The 24,731-nt window shown below is 59.4% G+C and carries 19 protein-coding genes and 1 pseudogene; 16 read left to right on the forward strand and 4 right to left on the reverse strand.

Translation table 11 applies throughout. The annotated features are described in order from the left end of the window. Nucleotides 1-9 precede the first annotated feature (9 nt). From E2F43_RS10025 to thrH, 5 genes are all read left to right on the forward strand, one after another. Complete coding sequence (locus E2F43_RS10025; RefSeq protein ID WP_133212194.1) at nucleotides 10-1,347, forward strand: alanine/glycine:cation symporter family protein; 1,338 nt, start codon at nucleotides 10-12, stop codon at nucleotides 1,345-1,347. 101 nt (nucleotides 1,348-1,448) lie between these two features. Then, entirely contained in the window at nucleotides 1,449-3,596 is a 2,148-nt protein-coding gene (locus E2F43_RS10030) for an acetyl-CoA hydrolase/transferase C-terminal domain-containing protein (protein WP_133212196.1), read from the forward strand. Nucleotides 3,597-3,636: 40 nt separating this feature from the next. Continuing rightward, complete coding sequence (locus tag E2F43_RS10035) at nucleotides 3,637-4,536, forward strand: 5'-nucleotidase (protein ID WP_133212198.1); 900 nt, start codon at nucleotides 3,637-3,639, stop codon at nucleotides 4,534-4,536. Nucleotides 4,537-4,644: 108 nt separating this feature from the next. Then, a complete protein-coding gene (gene cysB, locus E2F43_RS10040; protein ID WP_133212200.1) occupies nucleotides 4,645-5,619 on the forward strand; it encodes an HTH-type transcriptional regulator CysB in 975 nt (324 codons plus the stop codon). A gap of 81 nt (nucleotides 5,620-5,700) precedes the next feature. After that, on the forward strand, nucleotides 5,701-6,318 hold the full coding sequence (gene thrH / locus E2F43_RS10045; protein ID WP_133212202.1) for a bifunctional phosphoserine phosphatase/homoserine phosphotransferase ThrH: 618 nt from the start codon (nucleotides 5,701-5,703) through the stop codon (nucleotides 6,316-6,318). A 280-nt stretch (nucleotides 6,319-6,598) separates the two neighbouring features. On the opposite strand, the gene pabB is transcribed toward thrH, so the two are convergent. Continuing rightward, nucleotides 6,599-7,963 (reverse strand): aminodeoxychorismate synthase component I, encoded by a 1,365-nt coding sequence (gene pabB, locus E2F43_RS10050; RefSeq protein ID WP_133212204.1) that lies wholly within the window; start codon nucleotides 7,961-7,963, stop codon nucleotides 6,599-6,601. Between the two features lie 312 nt (nucleotides 7,964-8,275). On the opposite strand from pabB, the gene E2F43_RS10055 reads away from it, so the two are divergent. The 8 genes and pseudogenes from E2F43_RS10055 to E2F43_RS19525 form a co-directional block, all read left to right on the forward strand. Continuing rightward, complete coding sequence (locus E2F43_RS10055; protein WP_133212206.1) at nucleotides 8,276-10,009, forward strand: acyl-CoA carboxylase subunit beta; 1,734 nt, start codon at nucleotides 8,276-8,278, stop codon at nucleotides 10,007-10,009. 30 nt (nucleotides 10,010-10,039) lie between these two features. Beyond that, a complete protein-coding gene (locus tag E2F43_RS10060; RefSeq protein WP_133212208.1) occupies nucleotides 10,040-12,856 on the forward strand; it encodes an ATP-binding protein in 2,817 nt (938 codons plus the stop codon). 12 nt (nucleotides 12,857-12,868) lie between these two features. Next, nucleotides 12,869-13,279: a methylmalonyl-CoA epimerase gene (gene mce, locus E2F43_RS10065; protein ID WP_133212210.1), complete on the forward strand. Its 411-nt coding sequence runs from the start codon at nucleotides 12,869-12,871 to the stop codon at nucleotides 13,277-13,279. A 57-nt stretch (nucleotides 13,280-13,336) separates the two neighbouring features. Next, nucleotides 13,337-15,496, forward strand: coding sequence for a methylmalonyl-CoA mutase (gene scpA, locus E2F43_RS10070; RefSeq protein WP_133212212.1), 2,160 nt, complete (start codon nucleotides 13,337-13,339; stop codon nucleotides 15,494-15,496). 248 nt (nucleotides 15,497-15,744) lie between these two features. Continuing rightward, the gene (meaB, locus tag E2F43_RS10075; RefSeq protein ID WP_133212214.1) at nucleotides 15,745-16,704 is read left to right on the forward strand and encodes a methylmalonyl Co-A mutase-associated GTPase MeaB; all 960 of its coding nucleotides are present in this window, start codon (nucleotides 15,745-15,747) and stop codon (nucleotides 16,702-16,704) included. Nucleotides 16,705-16,780: 76 nt separating this feature from the next. After that, nucleotides 16,781-17,110 carry a Rieske (2Fe-2S) protein gene (locus E2F43_RS10080; RefSeq protein ID WP_133212216.1) on the forward strand — a complete coding sequence of 110 codons (330 nt, stop codon included), beginning with the start codon at nucleotides 16,781-16,783 and terminating at the stop codon, nucleotides 17,108-17,110. 40 nt (nucleotides 17,111-17,150) lie between these two features. Next, entirely contained in the window at nucleotides 17,151-17,594 is a 444-nt protein-coding gene (locus E2F43_RS10085) for a YtoQ family protein (protein WP_133212218.1), read from the forward strand. A gap of 75 nt (nucleotides 17,595-17,669) precedes the next feature. Beyond that, nucleotides 17,670-17,954: pseudogene (locus tag E2F43_RS19525) on the forward strand (GNAT family N-acetyltransferase); the annotation flags it as partial. On the opposite strand, the gene E2F43_RS10095 reads toward E2F43_RS19525, so the two are convergent. After that, nucleotides 17,944-18,432: a DUF7931 domain-containing protein gene (locus E2F43_RS10095; RefSeq protein ID WP_133212220.1), complete on the reverse strand. Its 489-nt coding sequence runs from the start codon at nucleotides 18,430-18,432 to the stop codon at nucleotides 17,944-17,946. The pseudogene E2F43_RS19525 and the gene E2F43_RS10095 sit on opposite strands and share 11 nt — an antisense overlap. A 236-nt stretch (nucleotides 18,433-18,668) precedes the next feature. On the opposite strand from E2F43_RS10095, the gene E2F43_RS10100 reads away from it, so the two are divergent. From E2F43_RS10100 to E2F43_RS19530, 3 genes are all read left to right on the forward strand, one after another. Continuing rightward, nucleotides 18,669-20,906 carry an NADP-dependent isocitrate dehydrogenase gene (locus tag E2F43_RS10100; RefSeq protein ID WP_133212222.1) on the forward strand — a complete coding sequence of 746 codons (2,238 nt, stop codon included), beginning with the start codon at nucleotides 18,669-18,671 and terminating at the stop codon, nucleotides 20,904-20,906. A 327-nt stretch (nucleotides 20,907-21,233) separates the two neighbouring features. Further along, a complete protein-coding gene (locus tag E2F43_RS10105) occupies nucleotides 21,234-21,434 on the forward strand; it encodes a hypothetical protein (protein WP_133212224.1) in 201 nt (66 codons plus the stop codon). Between the two features lie 39 nt (nucleotides 21,435-21,473). Continuing rightward, nucleotides 21,474-22,214 carry an HNH endonuclease signature motif containing protein gene (locus tag E2F43_RS19530; RefSeq protein ID WP_420820774.1) on the forward strand — a complete coding sequence of 247 codons (741 nt, stop codon included), beginning with the start codon at nucleotides 21,474-21,476 and terminating at the stop codon, nucleotides 22,212-22,214. On the opposite strand, the gene E2F43_RS10115 is transcribed toward E2F43_RS19530, so the two are convergent. Both E2F43_RS10115 and purB read right to left on the reverse strand, forming a co-directional pair. Further along, entirely contained in the window at nucleotides 22,202-23,329 is a 1,128-nt protein-coding gene (locus tag E2F43_RS10115) for a cupin domain-containing protein (protein WP_133212228.1), read from the reverse strand. The genes E2F43_RS19530 and E2F43_RS10115 overlap by 13 nt on opposite strands. Nucleotides 23,330-23,332: 3 nt before the next feature. After that, on the reverse strand, nucleotides 23,333-24,709 hold the full coding sequence (gene purB, locus E2F43_RS10120) for an adenylosuccinate lyase (protein WP_133212230.1): 1,377 nt from the start codon (nucleotides 24,707-24,709) through the stop codon (nucleotides 23,333-23,335). Nucleotides 24,710-24,731 lie beyond the last annotated feature (22 nt).

A 24,731-nucleotide genomic window follows, 5' to 3' on the forward strand; every position in this document is an offset into this window, starting at 1 on the left:
GATGACCGAATGAGTGAAGTGATTTCCACGATCAACAGCTGGGCCTGGGGCCCCGTGATGCTGGCATTGCTCTTGGGCACCGGACTCTATCTCAGCCTGGGCCTCAGGTTTATGACCGTGCGCAAGATTCCGCTTGCGCTGCGCTTGTTGCTGCAGGGACGCAAGGGCGAGGGGAGCGGGGATATCTCACCCTTCAGCGCGCTGATGACCTCCCTGTCGGCGACCATTGGCACCGGGAATATTGCCGGGGTGGCAACCGCCGTTGCCCTCGGCGGCCCCGGAGCGCTGTTCTGGATGTGGATTACCGCGCTGGTAGGCATGGCGACCAAGTATGCCGAAGCGGTATGCGCCGTGACCTACCGCGAGCAGGACGAAAAAGGCAACTACAGCGGTGGTCCGATGTACTATATCCGCAACGGTCTGCATAAACGCTGGCACTGGCTGGCCTACGCCTTCGCCCTGTTCGGCTCACTGGCCGGCTTTGGCATTGCCAACACGGTGCAGTCCAACTCGGTTTCCCAGGCACTCAATGACTCATTTTCAGTGCCGCCCCTGGCAACCGGTCTGATCCTGATGGTGCTGGTGGGCGCCGTGGTGCTGGGAGGCATCAGGCGAATCGCCACGGTCGCGAGTTTCCTGGTCCCCATGATGGCCCTGAGTTATATCCTGCTGAGCCTGCTGGTTATCCTGCTCAATGCCAGCGCCGTTCCCGGCGCCATAATGACCATTGTCGACAGCGCCATGAACGGGTCGGCCGCCGCCGGTGGCTTCGCCGGGGCGACCGTGTGGGCGGCCCTGCGCTTTGGTGTTGCCCGGGGAATATTCTCCAACGAAGCGGGTCTGGGGAGTGCGCCCATTGCCCACGCCGCTGCCAGAACGGACCAGCCGGTGCAGCAGGGCATGATTGCCATGCTGGGGACCTTCATCGACACGCTGGTGGTCTGCACCATGACCGGCCTCGTCATCGTGATCATGGATGTCATACCGAGTGGGGTCAGTGGCGCCAGCCTGACATCAATGGCCTTTGGCAATGCCTTTCCCGGCGGTCAGTACATCGTCACCCTTGGATTGTGCCTGTTTGCATTCACTACCATGATCGGCTGGTCGTTTTACGGGGAGCGCTGTGTGGTGTTTCTGGTGGGTGCCAGGGGCGTGCTCCCGTTCCGGGTACTCTGGGTGCTGGCCATACCCGTGGGCACGGTTGTCCAGCTGGATATGGTCTGGCTGGTCGCCGATACCCTGAATGCCTTTATGGCCATCCCCAACCTGGTGGCGCTTATCCTGCTGGCACCACTGGTGTTCAAGATCAGCCGTGACTATTTTGCCGACCGCAGTACCGTGCACTGATTGTCCGGGCCTTGTCCCGCGTCAATGGTCGTCATGGTGCTCTGTGATTAGATGCCAGTTTTGATGAGTGTCCCGCACGGGCGGGGCGACGGGGGTAATCGGTGACGGAAGTTCTTTCCAGTGTTGAAATCTGCGTTGATCGCATAATCGAGGCCGTGGGACCTGACATCAGGGTGGGCGCTCCCCTTGGGCTGGGGAAACCGGTGCAACTGCTCAACGCCCTGTACCAGCGGGTCGCCGCGGACCCGGCGCTGTCGCTGCATATTTACACCGCACTCTGTCTGGAGGTTCCACGCCCCGGAAGTCACATCGAAGAAGGCCTCGCCGGACCCATCATGGAGCGAATTTTCGGCGATTACGAGGAACTGGCGTTTCTGGCCCCGTTCAAGCGTGGCGAGATGCCGGCCAACGTGCAGCTGAGCGAGCTTTATTTCAAGGCCGGTTCAATGAAGAACCACCGTGTCGCGCAACAGAACTATATTTCCAGCAATTACACCCATATCGCCCGCGACATGCTCGCCGCGGGGATTAACGTCATGCTGCAGATGGTGGCCAGTGAGGGTGAGGGAGACCAGCGCCGGCTCAGTTTTTCCTGTAATCCCGATATCAGTCCGGAAATCCTGCAGCGCCGGGTAAACCTGTCCTCCAAAGTGTATTTTGCCGCCCAGGTCCATTCCCACTTGCCGTTTATGGAGCACGATGCCGAAACGGATCCAGAGAATTTCGACTGGATTGTCGACAACGCCGACTACGACAAGACCCTGTTTGCAGTCCCTAATGCGGCCGTTCCGTTGCGCGACTATGCGACTGCGCTGCATGCCAGCAGCCTGATCGAGGACGGTGGAACGCTGCAAATCGGTATTGGCTCACTGGGGGACGCGGTAGCCCATGCCTGCATATTGCGTCATCGGAATAACGCAGCCTACCGACAGCTGGTAAATGCTATCAGCAACGAAAAACTCCCGACGAGCAGGGACCTGGGCGAATTCAACGAGGGGCTTTACGTCTCCACCGAGATGTTCGTCAATGGCATGATGCACCTGATAGAGCAGGATGTGGTCAAGCGACGGGTTTACGATGACCTGTCACTACAGTCGGGCCTCAACGAGGGACGGATCGATGCAGTTGTGGATGCCAGGCTGTGGGACTACGGTCGTGAGTCAGGCCTGATTCCGCGTCAACTGGACCAGGCCTCCCTGCAACGATTGGCCTACTGGGGCATCCTGCCCGGAGACCTGGCGCTGACTGAGTCCGGCCTGATCCTCGGTGGGCAGTCGCTCGCCAACGATCTTGACGATACGGCCACCCGTGACGCCCTGCTGCAGGCACAATCCGGAAAGGCCCTGCGCCATGGCAGGGTGTTGCACGGGGGTTTCTTTCTCGGCCCCCGGGACTTCTATCGCAAGTTACGGGAGCTGGACGAGCAGGGCCATGAACGTATCTGCATGACCGGCGTCCAGCGCACCAACCAGTTGTTGCTGGATTATCCCCTGTACTGTGCTCAACGGCGCCGCGCCCGGTTTATCAATACCGGGATGATAGCCGCACTCAATGGCGCGGTGGCATCCGATGCCCTCGAGGACGGGACGGTAATCAGCGGAGTAGGCGGGCAATATAATTTTGTCGCCATGGCCCACGATCTTCCCGGCGCCCGCTCGGTGCTCTGCATCCGTGCCACTCGCGGAGAGGGCAAGCAGCTGCAGTCCAATATTGTGCCGTTTTACGGATACACCACGATTCCCAAACATCTTCGGGACGTGATCGTTACCGAGTACGGCGTGGCCGACCTGCGGGGTCAGTCCGATGCCGAGGTTATCCGGCGGATGATCAACATTGCTGACTCCCGGTTCCAGCCCCAACTGCTGGAGTACGCCAAGCGTCACGGCAAGTTGCCCCAGGACTACAGCGTGCCGTTCAGTGCCCGGCATAATACGCCGGAGAAGCTTGCCCGGGCACTCAAATCCGCGGTTGCCAATCAGTTGTTACCGGACTATCCGTTCGGCACCGAACTGACCGACAGTGAACTTGCCCTCGCCGCCAGCCTGCGCCGGATCAAGGCCCTCAGTGACGAGCCGGCCCACTTCATCAGCTCCGCCTTCAAGGCATTGCTGCACCGCGGCGATGAAGAAGCCGCCAGACCTTTCCTGGAGCGTGTGCACCTTGAACACCCGGAGACCACCCGGGAGTTCCTCATCAAACAGCTGCTGATGATGGAGTTGGAAGAGCGCGGCATGCTCAAGGTCAGTTAGGGCGCTTCCATCGTCGCACGCAACTGGGTATGCTCGGTGAATGCCCGAAAAGCTCGACGACAAGCTGGTTATTGCCATTTCCTCCCGGGCCCTGTTCAACCTGGACGAGAGTCATCAGGTGTTTGAGAGCCAGGGCCTGCAGGCCTATTCAGATTACCAGGTGGCTCACGAAGACCAGCCCCTGGAACCCGGAGAGGCGTTCCCGCTGGTGCACAAGCTGCTGGGCATCAATCAACTGCTTGGCGGCGAACAGCAGGTGGAGGTGGTGTTGCTGTCCCGTAACAGTGCCGATACCGGCCTGCGGGTCTTCAACTCCATTGAGCACTATCACCTGGACATCAGTCGCGCGGCATTCTGTGGGGGTGAAAGCCCGTGGCGTTATATCAACGCGTTTGGCTGCCACCTGTTTTTGTCCAGTGAGGCCGACGACGTGCGCAACGCGCTGGATTGCGGTGTGGCTGCCGCTACCCTGATATCGGGCACCCGCCAGGACACCGGTAATGAGCAACTGCGCTTTGCCTTCGACGGCGATGCGGTGGTGTTTTCTGATGAGGCTGAGCGTGTCTACAAGAGCGAAGGACTGGAGGCCTTTTCCGCCAGCGAAAAGGCGGCTGCCCACCAACCACTGGCGGGCGGCCCATTCAAGCCTTTCCTGGCAGCGCTGCACCGGCTCCAGCAGGCCTTTCCGGCAACTGAAGCCCCTATCCGGACCGCCCTGGTCACCGCCCGTTCGGCCCCCGCCCACGAACGGGTGATCCGCACCCTGCGCGCCTGGAACATTCGCATTGACGAGTCCATTTTCCTCGGCGGTCTCAACAAGACCGAGTTTCTTCGGGCCTACCAGGCGGACGTCTTTTTTGATGACCAGCAGACCCATTGCGAGTCCGCCAGCCCCCATATTGCAACCGGGCACGTGCCCCACGGTGTGGCTAACTCCTGACCCTCCCGGCTGGATCGGGTTATTCCTTTTTAATTTGGCAAATTCTCCGGTTAATGGCTATTCTTTATAAGGCCCTGGCAATCTGACCCTGGGGTTGCGGAGGAGAGGATGAAGCTGCAGCAGCTACGGTACATCTGGGAAGTGGCCCATCACGACCTCAATGTCTCCGCAACCGCCCAGAGTCTCTATACGTCGCAACCCGGGATCAGCAAGCAGATCCGCCTGCTGGAAGACGAGTTGGGCGTGGAGGTGTTTGCGCGCAGTGGCAAGCACCTCACTCATGTGACCCCCGCAGGCGAGGCAATCCTGGAGGCGGCCGGAGAGGTACTGCGCAAGGTCGAGAGTATCAAGCAGGTCGCCCAGGAATACTCCAACGAACGAAAGGGCACCCTTTCTATTGCCACTACCCATACCCAGGCCCGCTATGCCCTGCCGGCGACGATTAGCGCTTTTATCGAGCGTTACCCGGACGTGGCGCTGCATATGCACCAGGGAACGCCCATGCAGATATCGGAGATGGCCGCGGACGGTACCGTGGATTTCGCCATCGCCACCGAGGCATTGGAACTTTTTTCCGACCTCATCATGATGCCCTGTTACCGCTGGAACCGCTGCATCCTGGTGCCCAGGGACCACCCCCTGACCCAGGTATCGACCCTGAGCCTGGAGGATGTGGCGGCGCATCCCATTGTGACCTACGTATTCGGCTTCACCGGGCGTTCCAAGCTGGACGAGGCCTTTGTCGAAAAAGGCCTGACCCCGAGGGTCGTCTTTACCGCCGCCGACGCCGACGTCATCAAAACCTACGTACGCCTTGGCCTGGGTATCGGTATTGTCGCTGCCATGGCCCATGACCCCGAGGTGGACCCCGACCTGATAGCGCTGGATGCCAGCCACCTGTTCGCCAGCAGCGTCACCCGCATAGGCTGCCGGCGAGGTACATTCCTGCGCGGCTATATGTACGAGTTCATCGAGGATTTCGCCCCGCACCTGACCCACGATCTGGTCCAGGAAGCCTTCCAGCGCCACACCAAGGCCGAATTGGAAGAGTTGTTTTCCGGCCTGGAACTGCCCGTCTACTGATTATTTGCCGGCGCGGTCTTGTGCCTCCCGGCGCAAAGCCTTAGATTGTGGCGCTCGATTATCCCCCCCTAGGAGTTTCCCGTGGAGTTGGCCTGTCTCGACCTTGAAGGTGTTCTGGTTCCTGAAATCTGGATTGCGTTTGCCGAAAAAACCGGCATAGAAGAGCTGCGGGCAACCACCCGTGATATTCCCGATTACAACGTGCTGATGAAACAGCGCCTGGCCATCCTCGATCAACACGGGCTGAAGATCGACGACATCCAGGAGGTGATTGCCACACTGGAACCACTGCCCGGCGCCATCGATCTCGTCAACTGGCTGCGTGAGCGTTTCCAGGTAATTATCCTGTCCGATACTTTCTACGAATTCTCGGCGCCGCTGATGCGCCAGCTCGGCTGGCCGACCCTGTTCTGCCATCGCCTGGTGACCGACGAGGCGGGCAGGGTGGTGGATTACAAACTCCGCCAGGAGGACCCCAAACGCGCTTCCGTCAAGGCGTTCCACAGTCTCAACTACCGGGTGATTGCCGCCGGGGATTCCTACAATGACACGACCATGCTCGGTGAGGCCGACGTGGGCATACTGATTCATGCGCCGCAGAACGTGATCGATGAGTTTCCGCAGTTTCGCTCGGTAAACGACCACGCTGAACTCAAGCAAGCGTTTGTTGAAGCCTCGAACCGTCCGCTGACACTTTGAATGTTTTGCTGAATAAGCGGCTATGGCCAGCTCATCAGGTCATGTCATGGATCAGGTCAGGGGCCGGGATTTACCCTGAAAAACAATCAGGCCACCGCTGTTTGCGAAGCGGAGTTTTCGGGGGCTTTCCGCGAGGACTGTCTGAGCCTGCTTAGGGGTTGCGCCCAGCAACCCCTGGCGAGTTCCGCAGCGGCACGAAAATGCAGTGCAGCTTGTGGTCGTTTTGCAGGGTAAATCCCGGCTCCTGGCCGGGCGCCCCTGGCCGGGCGCCCCTGACCGCTCAAGTAGAATCCATGCCTTCCAGCAAATTCAGGAACTTCCCTACCTTGTCGAAGGTCTCCTGGTATTCCTGCCGCCACTGCGAATCCGCGACGATGCCGCCGCCGCCCCAGCAGCGCACTTCGCCATCGGTGCAGAGCAGGGTCCGGATGGCGACATTACTGTCCATACGACCGTCTGCGCTGATGTACATCACGCTGCCGCAATAGGCCTCGCGGGCGTGAGGCTCCAGTTCAGCGATGATCTCCATGGCACGACGCTTGGGCGCGCCGGTAATGGAACCGCCTGGAAAACTGTCGCGCAGCAGTTCGTAGGCGCTGCGCTCCGGCATCAGTTCACCGCTGATGGTGCTGACCAGGTGGTGCACGGTGGGAAAGCTCTGGACTTCAAACAGTGCGTCGACGTGAATGGAACCGGGGACGCAACTGCGGCCCAGATCATTGCGCAGCAAGTCCACGATCATCAGGTTCTCGGCGCGATCCTTGCTGGAACGGCGTAATTCGTCGGCGGCCAATTGGTCTGCGGCGCTGTCCTGGTAGCGGGGGCGAGTACCTTTGATGGGGGCGGTCAGGACATGGTGCCCGTGCAGGGCGAGAAAGCGCTCGGGTGACAGGCTGATTACCGCGTCGCCGTTTCCTGAAGCCAGGTAGGCCGAGAAGGGAGCGGCCGCCACCGCGCGCAGCTGTCGGTACGCCTGCCACGGACTGCCCCGGTACCTGGCGCTGAAACGCTGGGCCAGGTTGACCTGGTAACAGTCGCCGGCATGGATGTAGGCCTGGATGGCCTCGAATGCCTGTTGGTACTGTTGTTCGCTGAAGTTGGAACTGAAATTGGCGCACAGGCTGAAATTCGCTGCGCTGGTACTGTTACGGGCACGAACCCGGGAAAGGAGTTCGGCACGCCGTGCCGGGCTGACCGACGGCTGTGCCACCAGTACTGCGCGCTGCAGTAAATGGTCCTGGACCACAGCCCAGTCGTAAGCGCCCAGTGCTGCCCCTGAATGGCATGTGGGAGCCGGGGTGTCCTGCACCCGGTTCAGCGGGTTACCGCAGTCATAGCCGAGCACCCCCAGCAGCCCGCCACAAAACGGGATGTCCTGGGAGGCGGGTTGCACGTCACCGTAATGTTCCCGGTGAAAGCGGGCCAACTCGTCAAAATACGCCAGCCAGGACGGATTACCGGCCCGGATGTCGGGTGGCGCTGGTGGTGTAGCCGGCTCCGCGCAGAGGATGTCGTAACGACCGCTGCGGGCGTGGGGATAGCTGGAATCCAGGAACGCCGCGCCGGGGAGATCCCTGATCGTCTCGAACAACTCGCAGCTGTCCGGGCAATAGGGGAGTTCTTCCAGGGTTACGGTTTTGTTCATACGCCTCGGCGGCCACTGACACATGTTGACGTTGACCACAAAGAGCCCGCTGGGCGCTAGAGTCTGTTATTCAGGTCGCTATTGTAAACTATTGTTCCCAAAAGCGTTGATCTGGCAACTAATTGCAGTGAAAACATGGATTTACGAGTGCCAGCGTTTGACATTAAATAGGGCGGGTTTTATCGTTACACGCCGAATTTCTGGCAGGTGAGCGGTGCGGCCGCGAGCCTGATTGTCCTGTCTTGCCAGTAAACCTCATAGAAGGTCCCGCAAGCTCTCCCTGGCCCCTGGGCCGATTTTGGATCGAAGACTATGACAACCAATAGCAGCCAACACCCGATCGCCACCCTGGAAAATCCGTTTGCAGAGAAGGATGAACAGGAATTTCGCGTTCCCGGACAAATTGCTTCTGAACCGGGTCTTTACGAGAAAGCCCTGAAACACGGGTGGGATCTGCAGCAGCGTCCCTATTCTGCCGCAGGCGTGAAAAACATCCAGCGCCAGCACCAGAAAAACCGTATGACGGTGTGGGAGCGGATCCAGTGCCTGGCCGATGACGAGCCCACTGTGCTCTACCAGAACTGGGGCCCTAACCTGGATGGCGCGTCGCTGGTCACCGCCCTGATCAAGGTGAACGGTCGCGATGTGGCGATTTACGGACACGATTTTACCGTCCGCGCCGGTTCCATGGATGCTACCAATGGCGAGAAACTGGCCCGCCTGTTTGAGCTGGCTGCCAAGCGCAAGATTCCCGTTGTGGGTATGAACGACTCCGCGGGCGCTTACATTCCCGCTGGCGTTGGCGGTCTTGACGGCTACGCTGACGCGTTTACCGCGTTGCGCAAAATTTCCGGGGTGGTGCCCAGCATCATGTGTATGTTCGGGTTTAATGCCGGCGGCGGCTCCTACCTGCCACGTCAGGGGTCTTTCCTGATCCAGCCCAACGAGACGTTTTTCGGGCTCACCGGTCCCGGGGTGGTCAAGTCGGTGCTCGGGGAGGACGTCACCCCCGATGAATTGGGCGGCCCGGGTGTGCACAGCCAGACCGGCGTCACCGACTTCGTGGTCCCGGATGAAGTCGCGGCCCTGCGCAAGGTCCGCGCCCTGTTGAACTACCTGCCCTCCAGCAACAGCGAACTGGCGCCGTTCCAGCCCTCATCGGACCCGGTGGACCGCAAAACCTGGGATATCGATATCCTGCTGAAAAAAGCCTTCAACTCACCCACCGGGTTCAACACACCGCTGGATATCACCATTCTCATCCAGCAACTGTGTGACCACGGCGATTTCCTGGAGATCCAGTCCGAGCGGGCCCGCAACACCATTACCGCACTGGGCAGAATGGGCGGTAATGTCATTGGCTTCGTCGCCAACAATTCCGCGGTGGCTTCCGGCCAGATCGATATCGATGCCGCCTATAAGAACGCTCGCTTTATTCGCTTCTGTAACCTCTACAACATACCCATCATCTTCCTCGAGGACACGACCGGGTTCCTTCCCGGGAGGGAGCAGGAAGGTCGCGGTATCGTCCAGGCCGGCCGGGCAATGCTGGACGCCATTGTCGACCTGCGCACGCCGCGCTTTCTGGTGCTGGTGCGCAACGCCTTTGGCGGCGCCTATGCCTCTTACAATAACTATCCCACCGGTGCGGATTTTGTCGTGGCGCTGCCCACCACCCGGGTGGCGGTGATGGGCCCCGCCGGCGTGGAATACGTCTACAAGGACGAGCTGAAAAACATCCGTGGCGAGGTGAAATCCAAAATTGAAGCCGAGACCCAGGCCCAGCAGGCTGCCGGCCTGGACGAGATCGCCGCCCGCGCCGCCGCGGAGAAGCTGGTGGGTGACTGGGTGAAAGCCGAGGAAATCCTGCTGGCCCAGCGCTATGAACAGGAGCTGATGAACCCCGACGAGGCGCTGAGCCTGGGATCGATTTCCCAGATCGTCATGCCATCCGACCTGCGCCACGTACTGACCGAGCATATGGATTTCTGCCTGCGCCACTACGAGCCAGGCCCGCTGCAAGCTGTACAGCGCGAATTCCACTAAGCCCCGGCAACCAGAACTGAGGATTATCACGTGTCCAACGAATACTACCTGAAAAACCCCCTGATTCACCGCGACCGGCGCCTGGGGCGGCGCCACATAGCCTGGGTAAACCAGTTCGACTGCACCCACATGCGGCCACTCATTATCTGCCGCGGCCCCATCCGCAAGGAGGCCATGGATGTCTTTGAGGAAATGGGAATAACCGGGTACGGAATCCTGTTGTCGGAAAAAGACTCCATTGTTTACCAGGATGCCCTTGCTCCCGAACTGCGCACCCTTAACGAGCCAGACCGGGTGCACCGGGTCCCTGACTACACCGGAGCCAACAAGGAGGAGCGCGACCAGCGTATCGCCCAGATCATCGGTATCGCCAAGGACAACGGCTACAACTCGATTTTTGCCGGCTACGGATTCATGGCCGAAGACGAGACCATGGTCGCGGCCATGGAGAAGGCCGGGCTCAATTTCATCGGACCCTGCTCGCGCACAGTGCATGATGCGGGCCTCAAGGATGAAGCCAAACGAACGGCACTCAAGGCCGGCGTGTCGGTCACCCCCGGTATTGACAATGGCACGGCTCTCACCCTGCTCAAAAAGCATCCTGATGTTGCTGCACTGAAGGCGCTGGTGGCAGAGCGGGGGCTCGCTGTGGAGACCGCAGCACTGGACGATGACAGCATTGAACTGGCCGACAAGGCCGACCTGGTGCTTGCCGCGTCCTATGACAAGGGTATCGACCTCTACACCGTAGACGAGTTGTGCGAAACCCTGACCGGGGCAGTGCAGAAAATGGCCGAGGATTACCCCAAGAACCGCGTCAGGCTCAAGGCCATTTCCGGTGGCGGCGGTAAAGGCCAGCGCATCCTCGGTATTGGCGAGGCCCACCGGACGCCGGAAATGGTCCGGGAAATTCTCAATGAGGTGAAAACCACCGGGGTCGGCGACAACAAGAACGTGCTGGTGGAACTCAATATCGAGACCACACGCCATCAGGAAATCCAGGCCATCGGCAACGGCGTCTGGAGTATGTCCATGGGCGGTCGTGACTGTTCCCTGCAGATGCATGAGCAGAAACTGCTGGAAGTGTCGGTGACGGTTGAATCTTTGCAGGCCGCCATTGAACAGGCGGAAGCGGCGGGGCAGGCGGAGGAAGCAGACGTACTCAGGCAGGACCTCCAGACGCTCCAGGAAATGGAGGACGAGGCGGCGCGTTTCGGCGAGGCCGTGGGCCTGGATTCCGTGTCCACGTTCGAGTGTATTGTCGATCGTGACAAGCACTTTTTCATGGAGATGAATACCCGCATCCAGGTCGAACACCGGGTGACCGAGCTTTGCTACGCGCTTGAATTCACCAATCCGGATGCCCCCGAGGAATCCTTCGTCGTGGAATCACTGGTGGAGTTGATGGTATTGCTGGCAGCACACGGGGAAAAACTGCCCAGGCCGCGACGTATCCTGCGCCATAACGACTCGGTGGAAGCTCGACTCAATGCTACCAACCAGGCGCTACAACCCAGCGCCGGCGGGGTGATTGAATACTGGTCAGACGCAGTGGACGGAGAAATCCGTGACGACCAGGGCATCAGCATGCACAACCCTGATACGGATGTGTTCATGAAGTACACCCTGGCGGGCGCCTACGACTCCAACATCGCCCTGCTGTTGACCGTGGGCGACAGCCGACTCGATACCTACGAGCGGATGGCCGAGGTGATTCGCCAGACCACCATGCGTGGCAAGGACCTGGCGACCAATCTGGAGTTCCACTACGGCCTGGTCAACTGGTTTATCGGCCAGAACATCAATGCCCGGCCAACCACGCGCTTTATCGTGCCTTACCTGACAGCGGTCGGGGAGCTGAAGCAAAAAGCCAATGACCTGGACCTGGCCTACGCCTGGCAGCAGATTTGCCAGGTAACGCTGGCTGCGGAGCAGCAAGCGGAGCCGATGGGGGCTCTGAAGCATGCCCTGGAGCGAAAGCAGACGCTGCTGTTGCGGCCACTGGAAACCCTGTTCAGGGAGCCTCATATTCTCGCCGGCTGGTTGAGCGTTAACCGCGACAGCTATACCGTGATCGATGGCAAGGTCAGCTGGAACGAAAACCCGCTCGAGCTGCTGGCTGACACTTATCACTTCCTGAATATGGATTTCGTGCCCGGCGCGCCGGCAGCGAGCATGATCTGGGATCACGATCACGAAATACTGCAACAGGCGCTGGACTTCTACAATGAACTCAACAATCGCCTGCAAGCCGGCGACTGGATCGAGCTGCAGTCGATGCTCGACGAGGCGGCGGCGCCCGCCGGTATGGAAGACACCCTCTGGGCCAGTATCCGTGGCGCCCACCGCGGTTTTCAGGCCGGTATGGATGTCCTGGCCGTTTTGCCCAGCATCGCTGAAGCCACAGGCTTCTTTGACCTAACGGTAAACAGCGACCTTACGATTCATATCCCGGAGCGTCTGCTGGACGAACCACTGCAGGAAGCCATGGCCAAGGTGCTGGTACCGCCTCCGGTCGCCAAGTCGGACGAAATACTGGCCGAGAGTGGTGGCATGTTCTATGGTCGCGAGACCCCGGAACACGATGCCTACGTCAGCAAGGGCGATCACTTCAATGCCGGCGACCCGCTGTATATCGTCGAGGTGATGAAGATGTTCAATAAAGTGTACGCGCCATTTTCCGGTACCATCGAGGAAGTGCTGGTCGACACGGACGGCGTCATCATCAGTAAGGGGCAGCCCATCTTCAGGATTACTCCGGACGAGAAAATCGTGGTGGAATCCCCCGAGGAAGTGGCCGCCCGGCGTCGCCAGGCGACCGACCAGTTTCTTGCAGCGCTGGTATAAGGAGCGACTAATATGATTACAGCACTGGATCACATCGCCATTGCGGTGCCTGATTTTGAAAAAGCGATAAAGCGTTTCATGGAAGACTTCGGTTTGACCTTTGACGGCACCGAAGATGTGGTACCGGCCAGGACGTCAACGGCTTTCTTTCCGCTCCCGCCTACCAGCATTGAGTTGGTGCACCCGCTGAACGGTGAAGGCCCCATCGCCGGGTACCTCGAGAAGAAAGGTGGCGGACTGCACCATCTGTGCTTTCGTTCCGATAACATCGAGGAGGATGTCGAACGCCTGAAAGCCAAGGGCTACCAGTTCCTCGCGGATGCACCAACTCCGGGTGCCCACGGTTCGAAAGTCATCTTTATCCACCCCAGGAGCTGTGACGGGGTGTTGATTGAAATCAATCAGCCGGCGGATGAGCATTAGATTCGGCTTTGTTATATCGGCGCCGGCCGGGATGACAGATCGCCAGAGGAAAGACAAATGAGCGACAAGAAAATCTACGACAAAGACACCGCAACGCCTGAAGCCTGGGCTGAGCTTGCCAGCAAGCAACTGCGCGGCAAGCCGCTGGATTCCCTGACCTGGGAGACCCCGGAAGACATCGCCGTCAAGGCGCTGTACACCGCCGCTGACACCGCCGGGCTGGAATACGCAGATACCATGCCGGGCATGTCGCCGTACATTCGCGGACCCCAGGCAACCATGTACGCCGGTCGTCCCTGGACCATCCGTCAGTACGCGGGCTTCTCAACGGCCGAGGAATCCAATGCCTTTTATCGCAAGGCGCTGGCAGCGGGAGGGCAGGGCGTCTCTGTTGCCTTTGACCTGGCCACTCACCGCGGCTATGACTCCGATCATCCGCGCGTGTCCGGCGATGTGGGTAAGGCCGGGGTGGCGATCGACTCGGTCGAAGACATGAAAATCCTGTTCGACGGCATTCCGCTGGACCAGGTGTCGGTGTCAATGACCATGAACGGCGCGGTACTGCCCGTACTGGCTGGCTATATCGTCGCTGCGGAAGAGCAGGGGGTCAGCCAGGAACAGCTGGCCGGCACCATCCAGAACGATATTCTCAAGGAGTTCATGGTCCGCAATACCTACATTTACCCGCCCGCGCCCAGCATGAAAATTATCGGCGATATCATCGCCTACTGTTCGCGGAACATGCCGCGTTTCAATACCATTTCCATTTCCGGATATCACATCCAGGAAGCCGGCGCCAACGCGGCACTGGAACTGGCCTACACCCTGGCCGACGGCAAGGAGTATATCCGCACGGCACTCAACGCCGGCCTTGGTATTGACGAATTCGCGCCGCGCCTGTCCTTCTTCTGGGGCATCGGCATGAACTTCTACATGGAGATTGCCAAGATGCGCGCTGCCCGCCTGTTGTGGGCGCGGATCGTGGGTGAGTTCAACCCCGAAAACCCAAAGAGTTCCATGCTGCGCACCCACAGCCAGACCTCCGGCTGGTCGCTCACCGAGCAGGACCCCTACAACAACGTGGTGCGCACGACCATTGAAGCCATGGCAGCGGTATTCGGCGGCACTCAGTCGCTGCATACCAATGCGTTCGATGAAGCCATTGGGCTGCCCACCGAATTCTCCGCCAGGATCGCCCGCAATACCCAGCTGATCATCCAGGAGGAAACCGGCATTACCAACGTGGTCGACCCCTGGGGCGGCTCCTACATGATGGAGAGCCTGACCCAGGATATTGCCGACAAGGCCTGGGAGCTGATCCAAGAAATCGAGGAAGCCGGCGGCATGGCCAAAGCCATCGAGACCGGGATGCCGAAACTGCGTATCGAAGAAGCTGCTGCTCGCAAGCAGGCCCGGATCGATAAGGGCGACGACGTTATCGTCGGCGTCAACAAGTACATCCTCGACGAAGAGGAAGACATCGACGTACTGCAAATTGACAACCAGGCCGTGCGTGAATCACAGCTGGCGAGACTGGCCCGGATACGCAGCTCCCGCGACGAGGCCGCCGTCGAGGCGATACTGGAAGACATCTACCAGTGTGCAGTCAGCGGCGAAGGCAACCTGCTGGAACTGGCGGTAGAAGCCACCCGCCGCCGCGCCACTGTCGGGGAAATCTCCTTCGCCATGGAACGCGAATTCGGTCGTTTCAACGCCCAGGCCCAGACCGTGTCCGGAGTTTACGGTAGCGCTTTCCAGGAAGACGAAAACTGGCAGGGTATCAGCAAGGACATTGACGAATTTGTCGACAGCCACGGTCGCCGCCCGCGTATGCTGGTGTGCAAAATGGGCCAGGACGGTCACGATCGCGGTGCCAAGGTCATCGCCACAGCCTTTGCCGATGTCGGCTTCGATATTGACCTGTCGCCGATGTTCTCCACCCCCGAAGAAGTGGCGCGGCAGGCGATCGAGAATGACGTACACGTGGTGGGCGCTTCGTCACTCGCCGCAGGACACAAAACGCTGGTACCGGAACTGGTTGATGAACTGCGCAAGCAGGGTGCCGACGATATCGTGGTCATCGCCGGCGGGGTCATTCCCAGGCAGGATTATGATGACCTGTACCAGGCGGGCGTCAAATGCATCTTTGGCCCCGGGACGCCGATTCCGGTTTGTGCCCGCGAGGTGCTGGATGCGGTTAAGCAGGCGCAGGCCTAAAGCGATAAGTTTTTTTTTGCGCTCGCGCTTCGACGCCTGATATTGTCTTGCGGCGACCGTCAAAAAGCGTACTTCCCTGTCGCCCGCCGCCGCTGCAAGGCAATATCGGGACCCAAATCGCTGGAGCATTCATCAATGCTTTCTTCCTTTCGGGTCGCTCATCGTCTGTTAGCTAATACCATAGTAGCGCCGTGCAATGAACCGAAGTGCGCTAACAACAATATCTGCGAGAGGTATACTCTTTATCAATGAGTGGTTTCGATCTAGATAAACTCCTGACCGGCAACCGCCGCGCCCTGGCCAAGGCCATCACCCTGGTGGAATCCCGTCTGGACAGCCACCGCGAGCAGGCCCAGGACATTCTCGAGCAGGTGCTGCCCCACAGTGGCAACAGCATCCGCATCGGCATCACCGGCGTACCCGGTGTTGGCAAGTCGACGTTCATTGAAGCCTTCGGGCTTTACCTGATCGAGCAGGGCAAGCGGGTGGCCGTACTGGCGGTTGATCCCAGCTCACCGATCGCCGGCGGCTCGATCCTCGGCGACAAGACCCGCATGGAAGAGCTGTCGCGGCGGGAGGAGGCGTACATCCGTCCATCGCCTTCCGAGGGCACACTGGGCGGCGTCGCCCAGAAAACCCGGGAAACCATGCTGCTTTGCGAGGCCGCGGGTTATGACGTCATCCTGGTGGAAACCGTGGGCGTGGGACAGAGCGAGTACCAGGTCGCCGGCATGGTGGATTTCTTTATGGTGCTGATGCTCCCCGGGGGGGGCGATGAACTGCAGGGCATCAAGAAAGGCATCATGGAACTGGCCGACGCACTGGTGATCAACAAGGCCGATGGCGACAGCGAGAAACTGGCCAATCTCACCCGCCAGCAGTACACCAGCGCCATGAATCTGCTGCGGCATACCAGCTTCTGGACGCCGCGGGTAATGACCTGTTCGGCGCTGAAGCAGATCAATATCGATGCGGTATGGGGCATGATCGTTGACTACTGGAGTATGGCCAGGAAAGAGCAAGCCTTCGACGCAAAACGGGCCCAGCAGAACCGTGACTGGATGCGCCAGTTGGTTAATGAAATGCTGTTACTCAAGTTGAGCCAGAACCCCGAGGTGAAGCGGCTGATGCCGGAGCTGGAAGAGGGTGTGGAGCGGCAACAGCTCACCGCCTTCGCGGCCGCGCGGCAAATTATTGAGCTGCTCTAGTTCGGCGCAGGACAGTGTGGCCAGCGCAGTCCAAACGCGCTAGTCTCGAGAGCCTGACAGACTATCGGGCCAGGCCATGCGCTTCTATCCACTGGAAAAGCTGATCAATCTCCACGACGGCTACAGTCGTCAGTTCAAGATTGATCACTTGCAGTTGTTGTTGATCCAGCGTCAAGGCCAGCTCTACCTGATTGAGGCCAGCTGCCCCCATCGCGCCCATCCGCTGGATGCTGGCAACATATCTGACAACGCGATCGAGTGCCCCCTGCATCATTACCGGTTCGCCCTCGACGACGGGCGCCTGCTGCGGCAGACAGAGGAATCCTGCAGGGCGCTGAAAATCTGGGAGATTGCCTACGAGGGTGTCGAGGTAGGGGTAATGTTGGCCAGGGAGTTCGACCGCTGACCTGCGCTATAATCCGGCGCTTTTGCACAGGAGTAAGCAGATGACCTGGACCATTTATCTTTCCGGTGAAATCCACACCGACTGGCGAGAGCAAATCAAGGCCGGTTGCGCAGCGCGGGAACTGCCAGTGCGCTTTACCTCAGCGGTCACCAACCATGAGGCCAGCGATGCAGCGGGAGACGTACTGGGCGAAGAGAACGACAGCTTCTGGCGCGACCACAAGTCCGCCAGGGTCAATGCGATCCGTACCGGCAACGCGATCGAGAACTGCGACCTGGCTGTGGTGCGTTTCGGCGACAAGTACAAACAGTGGAATGCGGCTTTTGATGCCGGCATGTGCGCGGCCCTGGGTAAACCCTACATCACCCTGCATGATGAGAGCATTATTCACCCGCTGAAAGAGGTCGACGCCGCCGCCATGGCCTGGGCCCGGTCGGCAGACCAGGTGGTGGAGCTGTTGGCCTACATCATAGCCGCCGACTGAATTCATGCTGCGATTTCCCCAACGGCCACTGGTCACTGAGCGCCTGCTGCGGACTTTCTTGCCTATGAGGAAGCTCACGGGCGAATCGAGCTCGGCTATGCTCTGGGTAAAGACCACTGGAGGCAGGGTTACGCGCAAGAGGCGCTGGCGTGTTTCCTGGACCACTGCTTCGAGGCACTGGCAGTTCGCCGTATAGAAGCCAGGGTGGACTCGCGTAATGCGGCATCCAGTGGCCTGCTCAGGCGGCTGGGCTTTGTCAGTGAGGGCTGTCTACGAGAGTGGATGATGGAGGGAACTACGCCGATTGATTCCCAGCTGTTTGCCCTGCTTGCCCACGAACGGGCAGGCGCTACACGCTGAGCGAGCGCAATTCGGGGTCCTGCACGCTGTAGCGCCACAACTGGTCAAATAACTCCAGGTGCTGCTGGGTGGATGCCCGGGATTGGGGCTCGTAAAAGCCGTCGTGATCAGAGCCACCGGGCTTGAAGAGCACGCCGTCCCGGTCACGAATGACGATGGTCTGGTCGTTCCAGTCCGGGTGTTCCTTGAGGCACCTGATCTGCACCAGGCTGGGCATGCGCCTGGCCAGTTCCAGCAGTTTATGGCCGCGACCGACCAGCCCCCGGGTATCGGCCACCAGGATTCGAACCTCAGTCTGGCGACTGCTGCGGGCGAGGGTCGACAGTGCCGCTGACAGTTCCTCACGGTCGAATGCGGCCCTGTCCAGGCGCGGGCTCAGTATGCAGATATAGCGCGAGGCGCTGCGGGCCAGCGTTACCGCCAGATCGTCGAAGGGGTGCGGATAAGCCACCCCCTGGATAAATTCTTCATCGCTCATCAGTGCCCTGCAAACTTTTTCAATGGCTGACTACCCAGTGTAGTCCGGCGGCGTGAGATGGCCAGACCAGGGAGCCAAAAAATCCGCGCAGATGCGCGGAAAGTCATTGTTTATCAGTTGTTTAGCGGTATCCAGGGGTATCGAAGGAGGGGGCTTTGCTGTATAGTGCGCGCTGCAAAAAAAGATTAAGAGCCTACCGGTTCCCCGATTTTCCCGTATCCATCCCAGAGGAAACCATGACCAGTCACAGCAGCACGATTTACTACACCCTGACCGACGAAGCACCCTCACTGGCAACCTGCTCCCTGTTGCCCATCGTCCGCACATTCACTTCAGCCGCCGGCATTGACGTCAAGATCACTGATATCTCGCTGGCGGGCAGGATTCTTTCGGGATTCCCGGAGCGGCTGACAGCAGAGCAGCAGGTTGTTGACGGCCTCGCATTTCTCGGTGAACTCACCCAGGACCCCGATGCCAACATCATCAAACTGCCCAATATCAGCGCCTCCATTCCCCAGCTCAAAGACTGTATTGCCGAACTGCAGGGACAGGGCTACGACATCCCAGACTATCCCGAAAATCCGCAAACCGAGGAAGACAAGGATGTACAGAGCCGTTACGCCAAGGTCCTGGGCAGCGCCGTCAACCCGGTCCTGCGAGAGGGTAATTCCGACCGTCGGGCACCCAAGGCGGTAAAGGAATTCGTACGCAAGTTTCCCCATTCCATGGGGCGCTGGTCCAAGGCGTCTCGCAGTCACGCCGACTACATGCGTGACGGCGATTTTTACTCCGCCGAACAGTCCATCACCATGCAGGACGCCGGTGATGTGCGCATTGAGTTTGTCGCGGCAGACGGCTCCGTCACGGTCAAAAAGGAGTTGTCGCTGGAGCAGGGCGAAGTACTGGACAGCATGCGTATGAGTGCCCGTGCCCTGCGTGAGTTTCTCGAAGAAACCATGAACGACGCCAAGGACTCCGGCGTGATGTGGTCTCTGCACGTGAAGGCGACCATGATGAAGGTGTCTCACCCCATCGTGTTCGGCCACGCGGTTACCGTGTTCTACAAGGACCTGTTCGAGAAGTACCACGACCTGTTTGAGGAGTTGGGTGTTAATCCCAATAACGGCCTGAGCAGTGTCTACGAGAAGATTGAATCCCTGCCGCGCTCCAAGCGCGAGGAAATCATGGAAGACATTCACGCCTGCTACGAAGGTCGTCCGGAGCTGGCAATGGTGGACTCTGTTAAAGGTATCACCAACCTGCACGTGCCCAGCGACGTGATTGTCGATGCCTCCATGCCCGCCATGATCCGCAATGGCGGACAAATGTGGGGCCCGGACGGCAAGGCCAAGGACTGCAAGGCAGTGATGCCGGAAAGCACCTACTCAACCATTTACCAGGAGATGATCAATTTCTGTAAAACCAACGGTGCCTTCGATCCTACCGTTTGCGGAAGTGTTCCCAACGTTGGCCTGATGGCGAAGAAGGCGGAGGAGTACGGCTCCCACGACAAGACCTTCGAGATCGACGAGTCCGGCATCATGCGTGTGGTTAGCGCCGACGGTGAAGTGCTGATGCAGCACGAGGTTGAGCCCGGCGATATCTGGCGCGCCTGCCAGACCAAGGACGAGGCGATCCGCGACTGGGTCAAGCTGGCGGTTACCCGTTCACGCCAGTCAGACACACCCGTAATCTTCTGGCTTGATCGCAACCGTGCCCACGACATCGAACTGATCAAGAAGGTCAATGAATACCTCAAGGACCACGATACCGAGGGTCTGGATATTCGTATCATGACCTACGTGGAAGCCATTCGTCGCAGCATGGAACGCATGATTCGCGGTCGCGATACGATTTCCGCTACCGGTAACGTCCTGCGCGACTATCTCACCGACCTGTTCCCCATCATGGAGCTGGGCACCTCGGCCAAGATGCTGTCCATCGTGCCCATGCTCAAGGGCGGTGGTATGTACGAAACCGGTGCCGGCGGTTCCGCGCCCAAACACGTGCAGCAGCTGCAGGAAGAGAACCACCTGCGCTGGGATTCCCTGGGTGAATTCCTCGCCCTGGCGGTGTCGCTGGAGGATATGGGTATCAAGCAGAACAATGCCCGGGCGGCCCTGCTGGCTAAAACCCTGGATGAAGCCACCGGGAAATTGCTGGAAAACAACAAGTCACCCTCGCGCAAGGTGGGCGAACTGGACAACCGCGGCAGCCATTTCTATCTGGGCCTGTACTGGGCGCAGGCGCTGGCCGAGCAAAGCGAAGACGCCGAACTGGCGGCCCAGTTTGCGCCTCTGGCCCAGGCCCTTGGCGAGAACGAAGCAGCGATCGTTGGCGAACTGGAAAAAGCCCAGGGCAAGCCGGTGGAGGAAGAGGGTTACGGCTATTACCATGCCGACCGCGCAGCGATTAAGCGAATCATGCGCCCCAGTCAAACCCTGAACGAGATCCTCGCCCAGGCCAACAGCTGATCGCCTGAAGGACCCATAAAGGCAGCCTGGTGGGTGCAGGCTGCCTTTTTTTGTCCCCAGCCAGCCCCATCCCCGTCATAAAATTCTCCCCACGAGGACGGTGGTCCGGCATGCCGAGATTCAGTGGCTGCTATGGGGCTGCGAATTCAACCAGTCAGCGCAACACATGTATCGAATCAAGCATCTTCACCCTCTACCGCATCGTGGAAAAGTGGCTTTGTTTAAGCAAAAACAGCGATAAATACAGCCCCAAACGCTTGCGAAGCTGGATGTCCGCCACTACACTAATACTGTACATACGTACAGTATTTAGCAGAGATCCTAACCATGACCAATCTCGCCCTCGCTGCACTCCCCACCGAACTCGCATCCGACCAGGACCTGGCCGATCGCATCACCTTGCTGGCCGGCCAGATCAATGCCGCCAACCACCGCCTGTTAAAACTGATCGCGGAATTCAACCGGCGCAGGGGCTGGAGTGGTGATGGCACGGTGCGCTCCTGTGCCCATTGGTTGAACTGGAAATAGCGATTCCAGCAATTACTCACCCATACCCGGGCTGATGCCCTGGTAGCAATGAGCGAGCATTTCCTGGCGACTTACACCAGGGATGGAGAGCACCGGGGACTAAAAGGCAGCGAACGCTGCCAGGTGATCTTGCACGTGGATATAAACACCCTGCGGCACAACAGCAAGGGGACTGATTGCGCCCATGAGCACTGCCACCTCGATGATAAGTCCTGGCTCACCCCCGACACGGCCCGACGGCTGGCCTGTGATGCCAGCCTGGTTACCCTGCTGGAGGACGAAAACGGCGAGGTACTCAATATCGGTCGCCGCAGCCGCACGGTACCTGCGCATATCGGCCGGGCATTAAAAGCGCGCGATAAAACCTGTCGTTTTCCGGGCTGCTGTGAGTCCCGTTATGTTGATTTCCACCATATCCAGCACTGGGCCGATGGCGGTGAGACCAGCCTGGACAACCTCGTCACCCTGTGTCGCTACCACCACCGGCAATTACACAACGGTTGCTATTCCATCAGCGTGAATACCAACAGGCGTAAAGCCCGGTTGGCGTTCTTAACGCCCTCAGGCGATCAAATTGAAAGCAGCGTTTATCCCCAGTTTCCCAGCGATTCCGCGGAATCGTCCGCGAAGGCCTTGAACCGTATCGCGCCCGGGGTCGATTCAGGCACTGCTGTCACCGGCTGGCGGGGAGAGGCTTGCGACTACGGCATGGTGATAGATGCCTTGCTGTGGCGTGGTGGCGGTGGCAATTCCACTAATACTGTGTGTCACTCCACATAAATACACCCGGATTCCAGCAGGTAGTGCAGCCACTGCATGCCCTGTGGATTACCGGTGGCTGAGGTCAGCTGATCGCCCGCCAGCAGCCCGTGCTCACACAGCGCGATCTGCAGCGGCAGCAGGGCATCTGAAAATACTCCACTGTCACCATTGGCAAACACCACCAGGGTGTTTTCCTCGTGCTGCCAGGCGAGCTTTGCCGCCGGGTTGAGGCAAACGCGAAGCGGCGCGTCGGCCAGTATCGCCCGGGCTTCGGCCAGGTCATCGTCATCGGGGAAGTGCTCGTATCGCGGCTCTGTGACCAGTTCGCCGAACCAGTGGTTTCCGCTTGCCTCATCCAAAGCCGCCTGGACCTGTGCGGCCACACGCTCCAGGTCCCGGGGCCGGATCTCGCCGGCTCGGGTCACTGTTTCAAGACCTGCATCGTGATAGAACCGCTCGGGCTCCAGGCTGGCCAGCAACTGGTCAGTAAAGCGGGACACCAGTTCGCTGATCCTCGGAGCGCGAAAGCCGATGGAGAACGTGGTGCACTCACCCCGGGCGATGCCCCAATGCGCAATGCCGGGAGGCACATAGAGTATGTCGCCCGGGTTTAGCAGGTATTCCTGCTCCTGCTCGAAGTTCTGCAGAATTCGCAGTTCATCGTGGGGGAGTAACGGGCTATCGGCGTCACAGAACTGGCCAAGCCGCCACAGTCGCTGGCCCTCACCCTGGAGCAGGAACACATCGTAGTTGTCGTAATGGGGGCCGACGCTGCCACCGTCGCTGGCATAGCTGACCATCACGTCATCAACCCGCCAGCTGGGAATGAAGTCCACCAGCTGGCGAAGCCGCGCGATCTCAGGAATATAGTGGTCGACGGCCTGCACCAGCAGGGTCCAGGGAGCGTCACGCTGGAAGTCGGCCTCTGCGAAGGGGCCGTGCTGTAGTATCCAGTCGGGCCCGCACTGCTCGATGATGCGGGATTCAATGCCCTCTTCCATGGCCAGGCCGGCCAACTCGTTGGCATCAATGGGTGGGGAGAAACCCGGCAGGGCCCCGGGCAGGAGCAGTGGCTTACGCTGCCAGTGGCGGGCCAGAAACGCTTCCTTGTCGATCTGCAGTTCCTGGCCCATGGTTCACTCCTTGTCGATATTCCTGGCCTGACTGACGGCGTTGCCGATATAGCTGGCGGGCGTCAGTGCCAGCAACTCGTTCTTCGCCTTGTCCGGTATGTTGAGCTTGCTGACAAACGCCTGGATCACCGCCTTGCTCATGTCCTGGCCACGGGTCAATTCCTTCAGCTTTTCGTAGGGCTTTTCAATACCGTAACGACGCATGACCGTCTGTATCGGTTCTGCCAGTACTTCCCAACTGTTGTCCAGGTCCTCGGCCAGTCGAGCCTCGTTAAGCTGCAATTTGCCAATACCCTTGAGGCTGGCCTGGTAGGCGATCAGGCTGTAGCCTACCCCGACACCCATATTCCTCAGCACGGTGGAATCGGTGAGGTCGCGTTGCCACCGGCTCACTGGCAGTTTTGCCGCCAGGTGGCCAAGTACCGCGTTCGCCAGGCCGAGATTGCCCTCGGAATTTTCAAAATCGATGGGGTTGACCTTGTGGGGCATGGTCGACGAGCCTACCTCGCCGGCAACGGTTTTCTGCTTGAAATAGCCCAGCGAGATATAACCCCAGACATCCCGGTCAAAGTCCAGCAGGATGGTATTGAAGCGGGCAATGGCGTCGAACAGCTCGGCCATATAATCGTGGGGCTCTATCTGGGTGGTGTAGGGGTTCCAGGTGAGCCCCAGAGAGGTGACGAAGGACTCGGCATTGGCCTGCCAGTCAATGTCGGGATAGGCACTCAGGTGGGCGTTGTAATTCCCCACGGCACCGTTGATTTTGCCCAGGTATTCCACCTGGTCAACCAGTTTGAGCTGGCGCCGCAGGCGAGCCACCACGTTGGCGATTTCCTTGCCCATGGTCGAGGGGCTGGCGGTCTGGCCGTGGGTGCGTGACAACATCGGTGCCTCGGCAGCGTCCACGGCAATGCCGCTCAGCGCCTTGACGACCTTGTCCATTTCGGGCCGCAGCACGCCATTGACGCCGTCGCGCAGCATCAGCGCATGGGACAGGTTGTTAATGTCTTCCGAGGTGCAGGCAAAGTGGACGAATTCAGAAATCGTCTCCAGTTCCTCATTACCCGCAAAGCGCTCCTTGATGAAGTATTCAACGGCTTTCACATCGTGATTGGTGGTTGCCTCGATGTCCTTGATCCGACGGGCGTCGACCTCGGCGAAGCCATCGACGATTTCGTCCAGCAACTGCTTGGCTGAAGCTGAGAGTGCCGGTACTTCAGTGATTCCGTCGTGGGCGGCCAGGCACTGCAGCCAGCGCACTTCCACCAGCACCCGGCGCTTGATCAGGCCGTATTCGCTGAAGACGTCGCGCAGGGCAGCGGTCTTGCTGCCGTAGCGTCCGTCGATGGGGGAAACGGCGGTGAGTGCTGAGAGGTCCATGAATGATTCCTGAAATTATCGG

This window comes from Seongchinamella unica (genome assembly GCF_004354085.1).
Classification (GTDB): domain Bacteria; phylum Pseudomonadota; class Gammaproteobacteria; order Pseudomonadales; family Halieaceae; genus Halioglobus; species Halioglobus unicus.

Coding starts and splice junctions, on each gene's coding strand:
- E2F43_RS10095 (WP_133212220.1), bottom strand. CDS start 18,432: ATGAGCGATGAAGAATTTATCCAGGGGGTGGCTTATCCGCACCCCTTC.
- E2F43_RS10115 (WP_133212228.1), bottom strand. CDS start 23,329: ATGGGCCAGGAACTGCAGATCGACAAGGAAGCGTTTCTGGCCCGCCAC.
- E2F43_RS10035 (WP_133212198.1), top strand. CDS start 3,637: ATGCCCGAAAAGCTCGACGACAAGCTGGTTATTGCCATTTCCTCCCGG.
- E2F43_RS10085 (WP_133212218.1), top strand. CDS start 17,151: ATGACCTGGACCATTTATCTTTCCGGTGAAATCCACACCGACTGGCGA.
- purB (WP_133212230.1), bottom strand. CDS start 24,709: ATGGACCTCTCAGCACTCACCGCCGTTTCCCCCATCGACGGACGCTAC.
- meaB (WP_133212214.1), top strand. CDS start 15,745: ATGAGTGGTTTCGATCTAGATAAACTCCTGACCGGCAACCGCCGCGCC.
- cysB (WP_133212200.1), top strand. CDS start 4,645: ATGAAGCTGCAGCAGCTACGGTACATCTGGGAAGTGGCCCATCACGAC.
- E2F43_RS10100 (WP_133212222.1), top strand. CDS start 18,669: ATGACCAGTCACAGCAGCACGATTTACTACACCCTGACCGACGAAGCA.
- E2F43_RS10055 (WP_133212206.1), top strand. CDS start 8,276: ATGACAACCAATAGCAGCCAACACCCGATCGCCACCCTGGAAAATCCG.
- E2F43_RS10025 (WP_133212194.1), top strand. CDS start 10: ATGAGTGAAGTGATTTCCACGATCAACAGCTGGGCCTGGGGCCCCGTG.
- pabB (WP_133212204.1), bottom strand. CDS start 7,963: ATGAACAAAACCGTAACCCTGGAAGAACTCCCCTATTGCCCGGACAGC.
- mce (WP_133212210.1), top strand. CDS start 12,869: ATGATTACAGCACTGGATCACATCGCCATTGCGGTGCCTGATTTTGAA.
- E2F43_RS10105 (WP_133212224.1), top strand. CDS start 21,234: ATGACCAATCTCGCCCTCGCTGCACTCCCCACCGAACTCGCATCCGAC.
- E2F43_RS10080 (WP_133212216.1), top strand. CDS start 16,781: ATGCGCTTCTATCCACTGGAAAAGCTGATCAATCTCCACGACGGCTAC.
- scpA (WP_133212212.1), top strand. CDS start 13,337: ATGAGCGACAAGAAAATCTACGACAAAGACACCGCAACGCCTGAAGCC.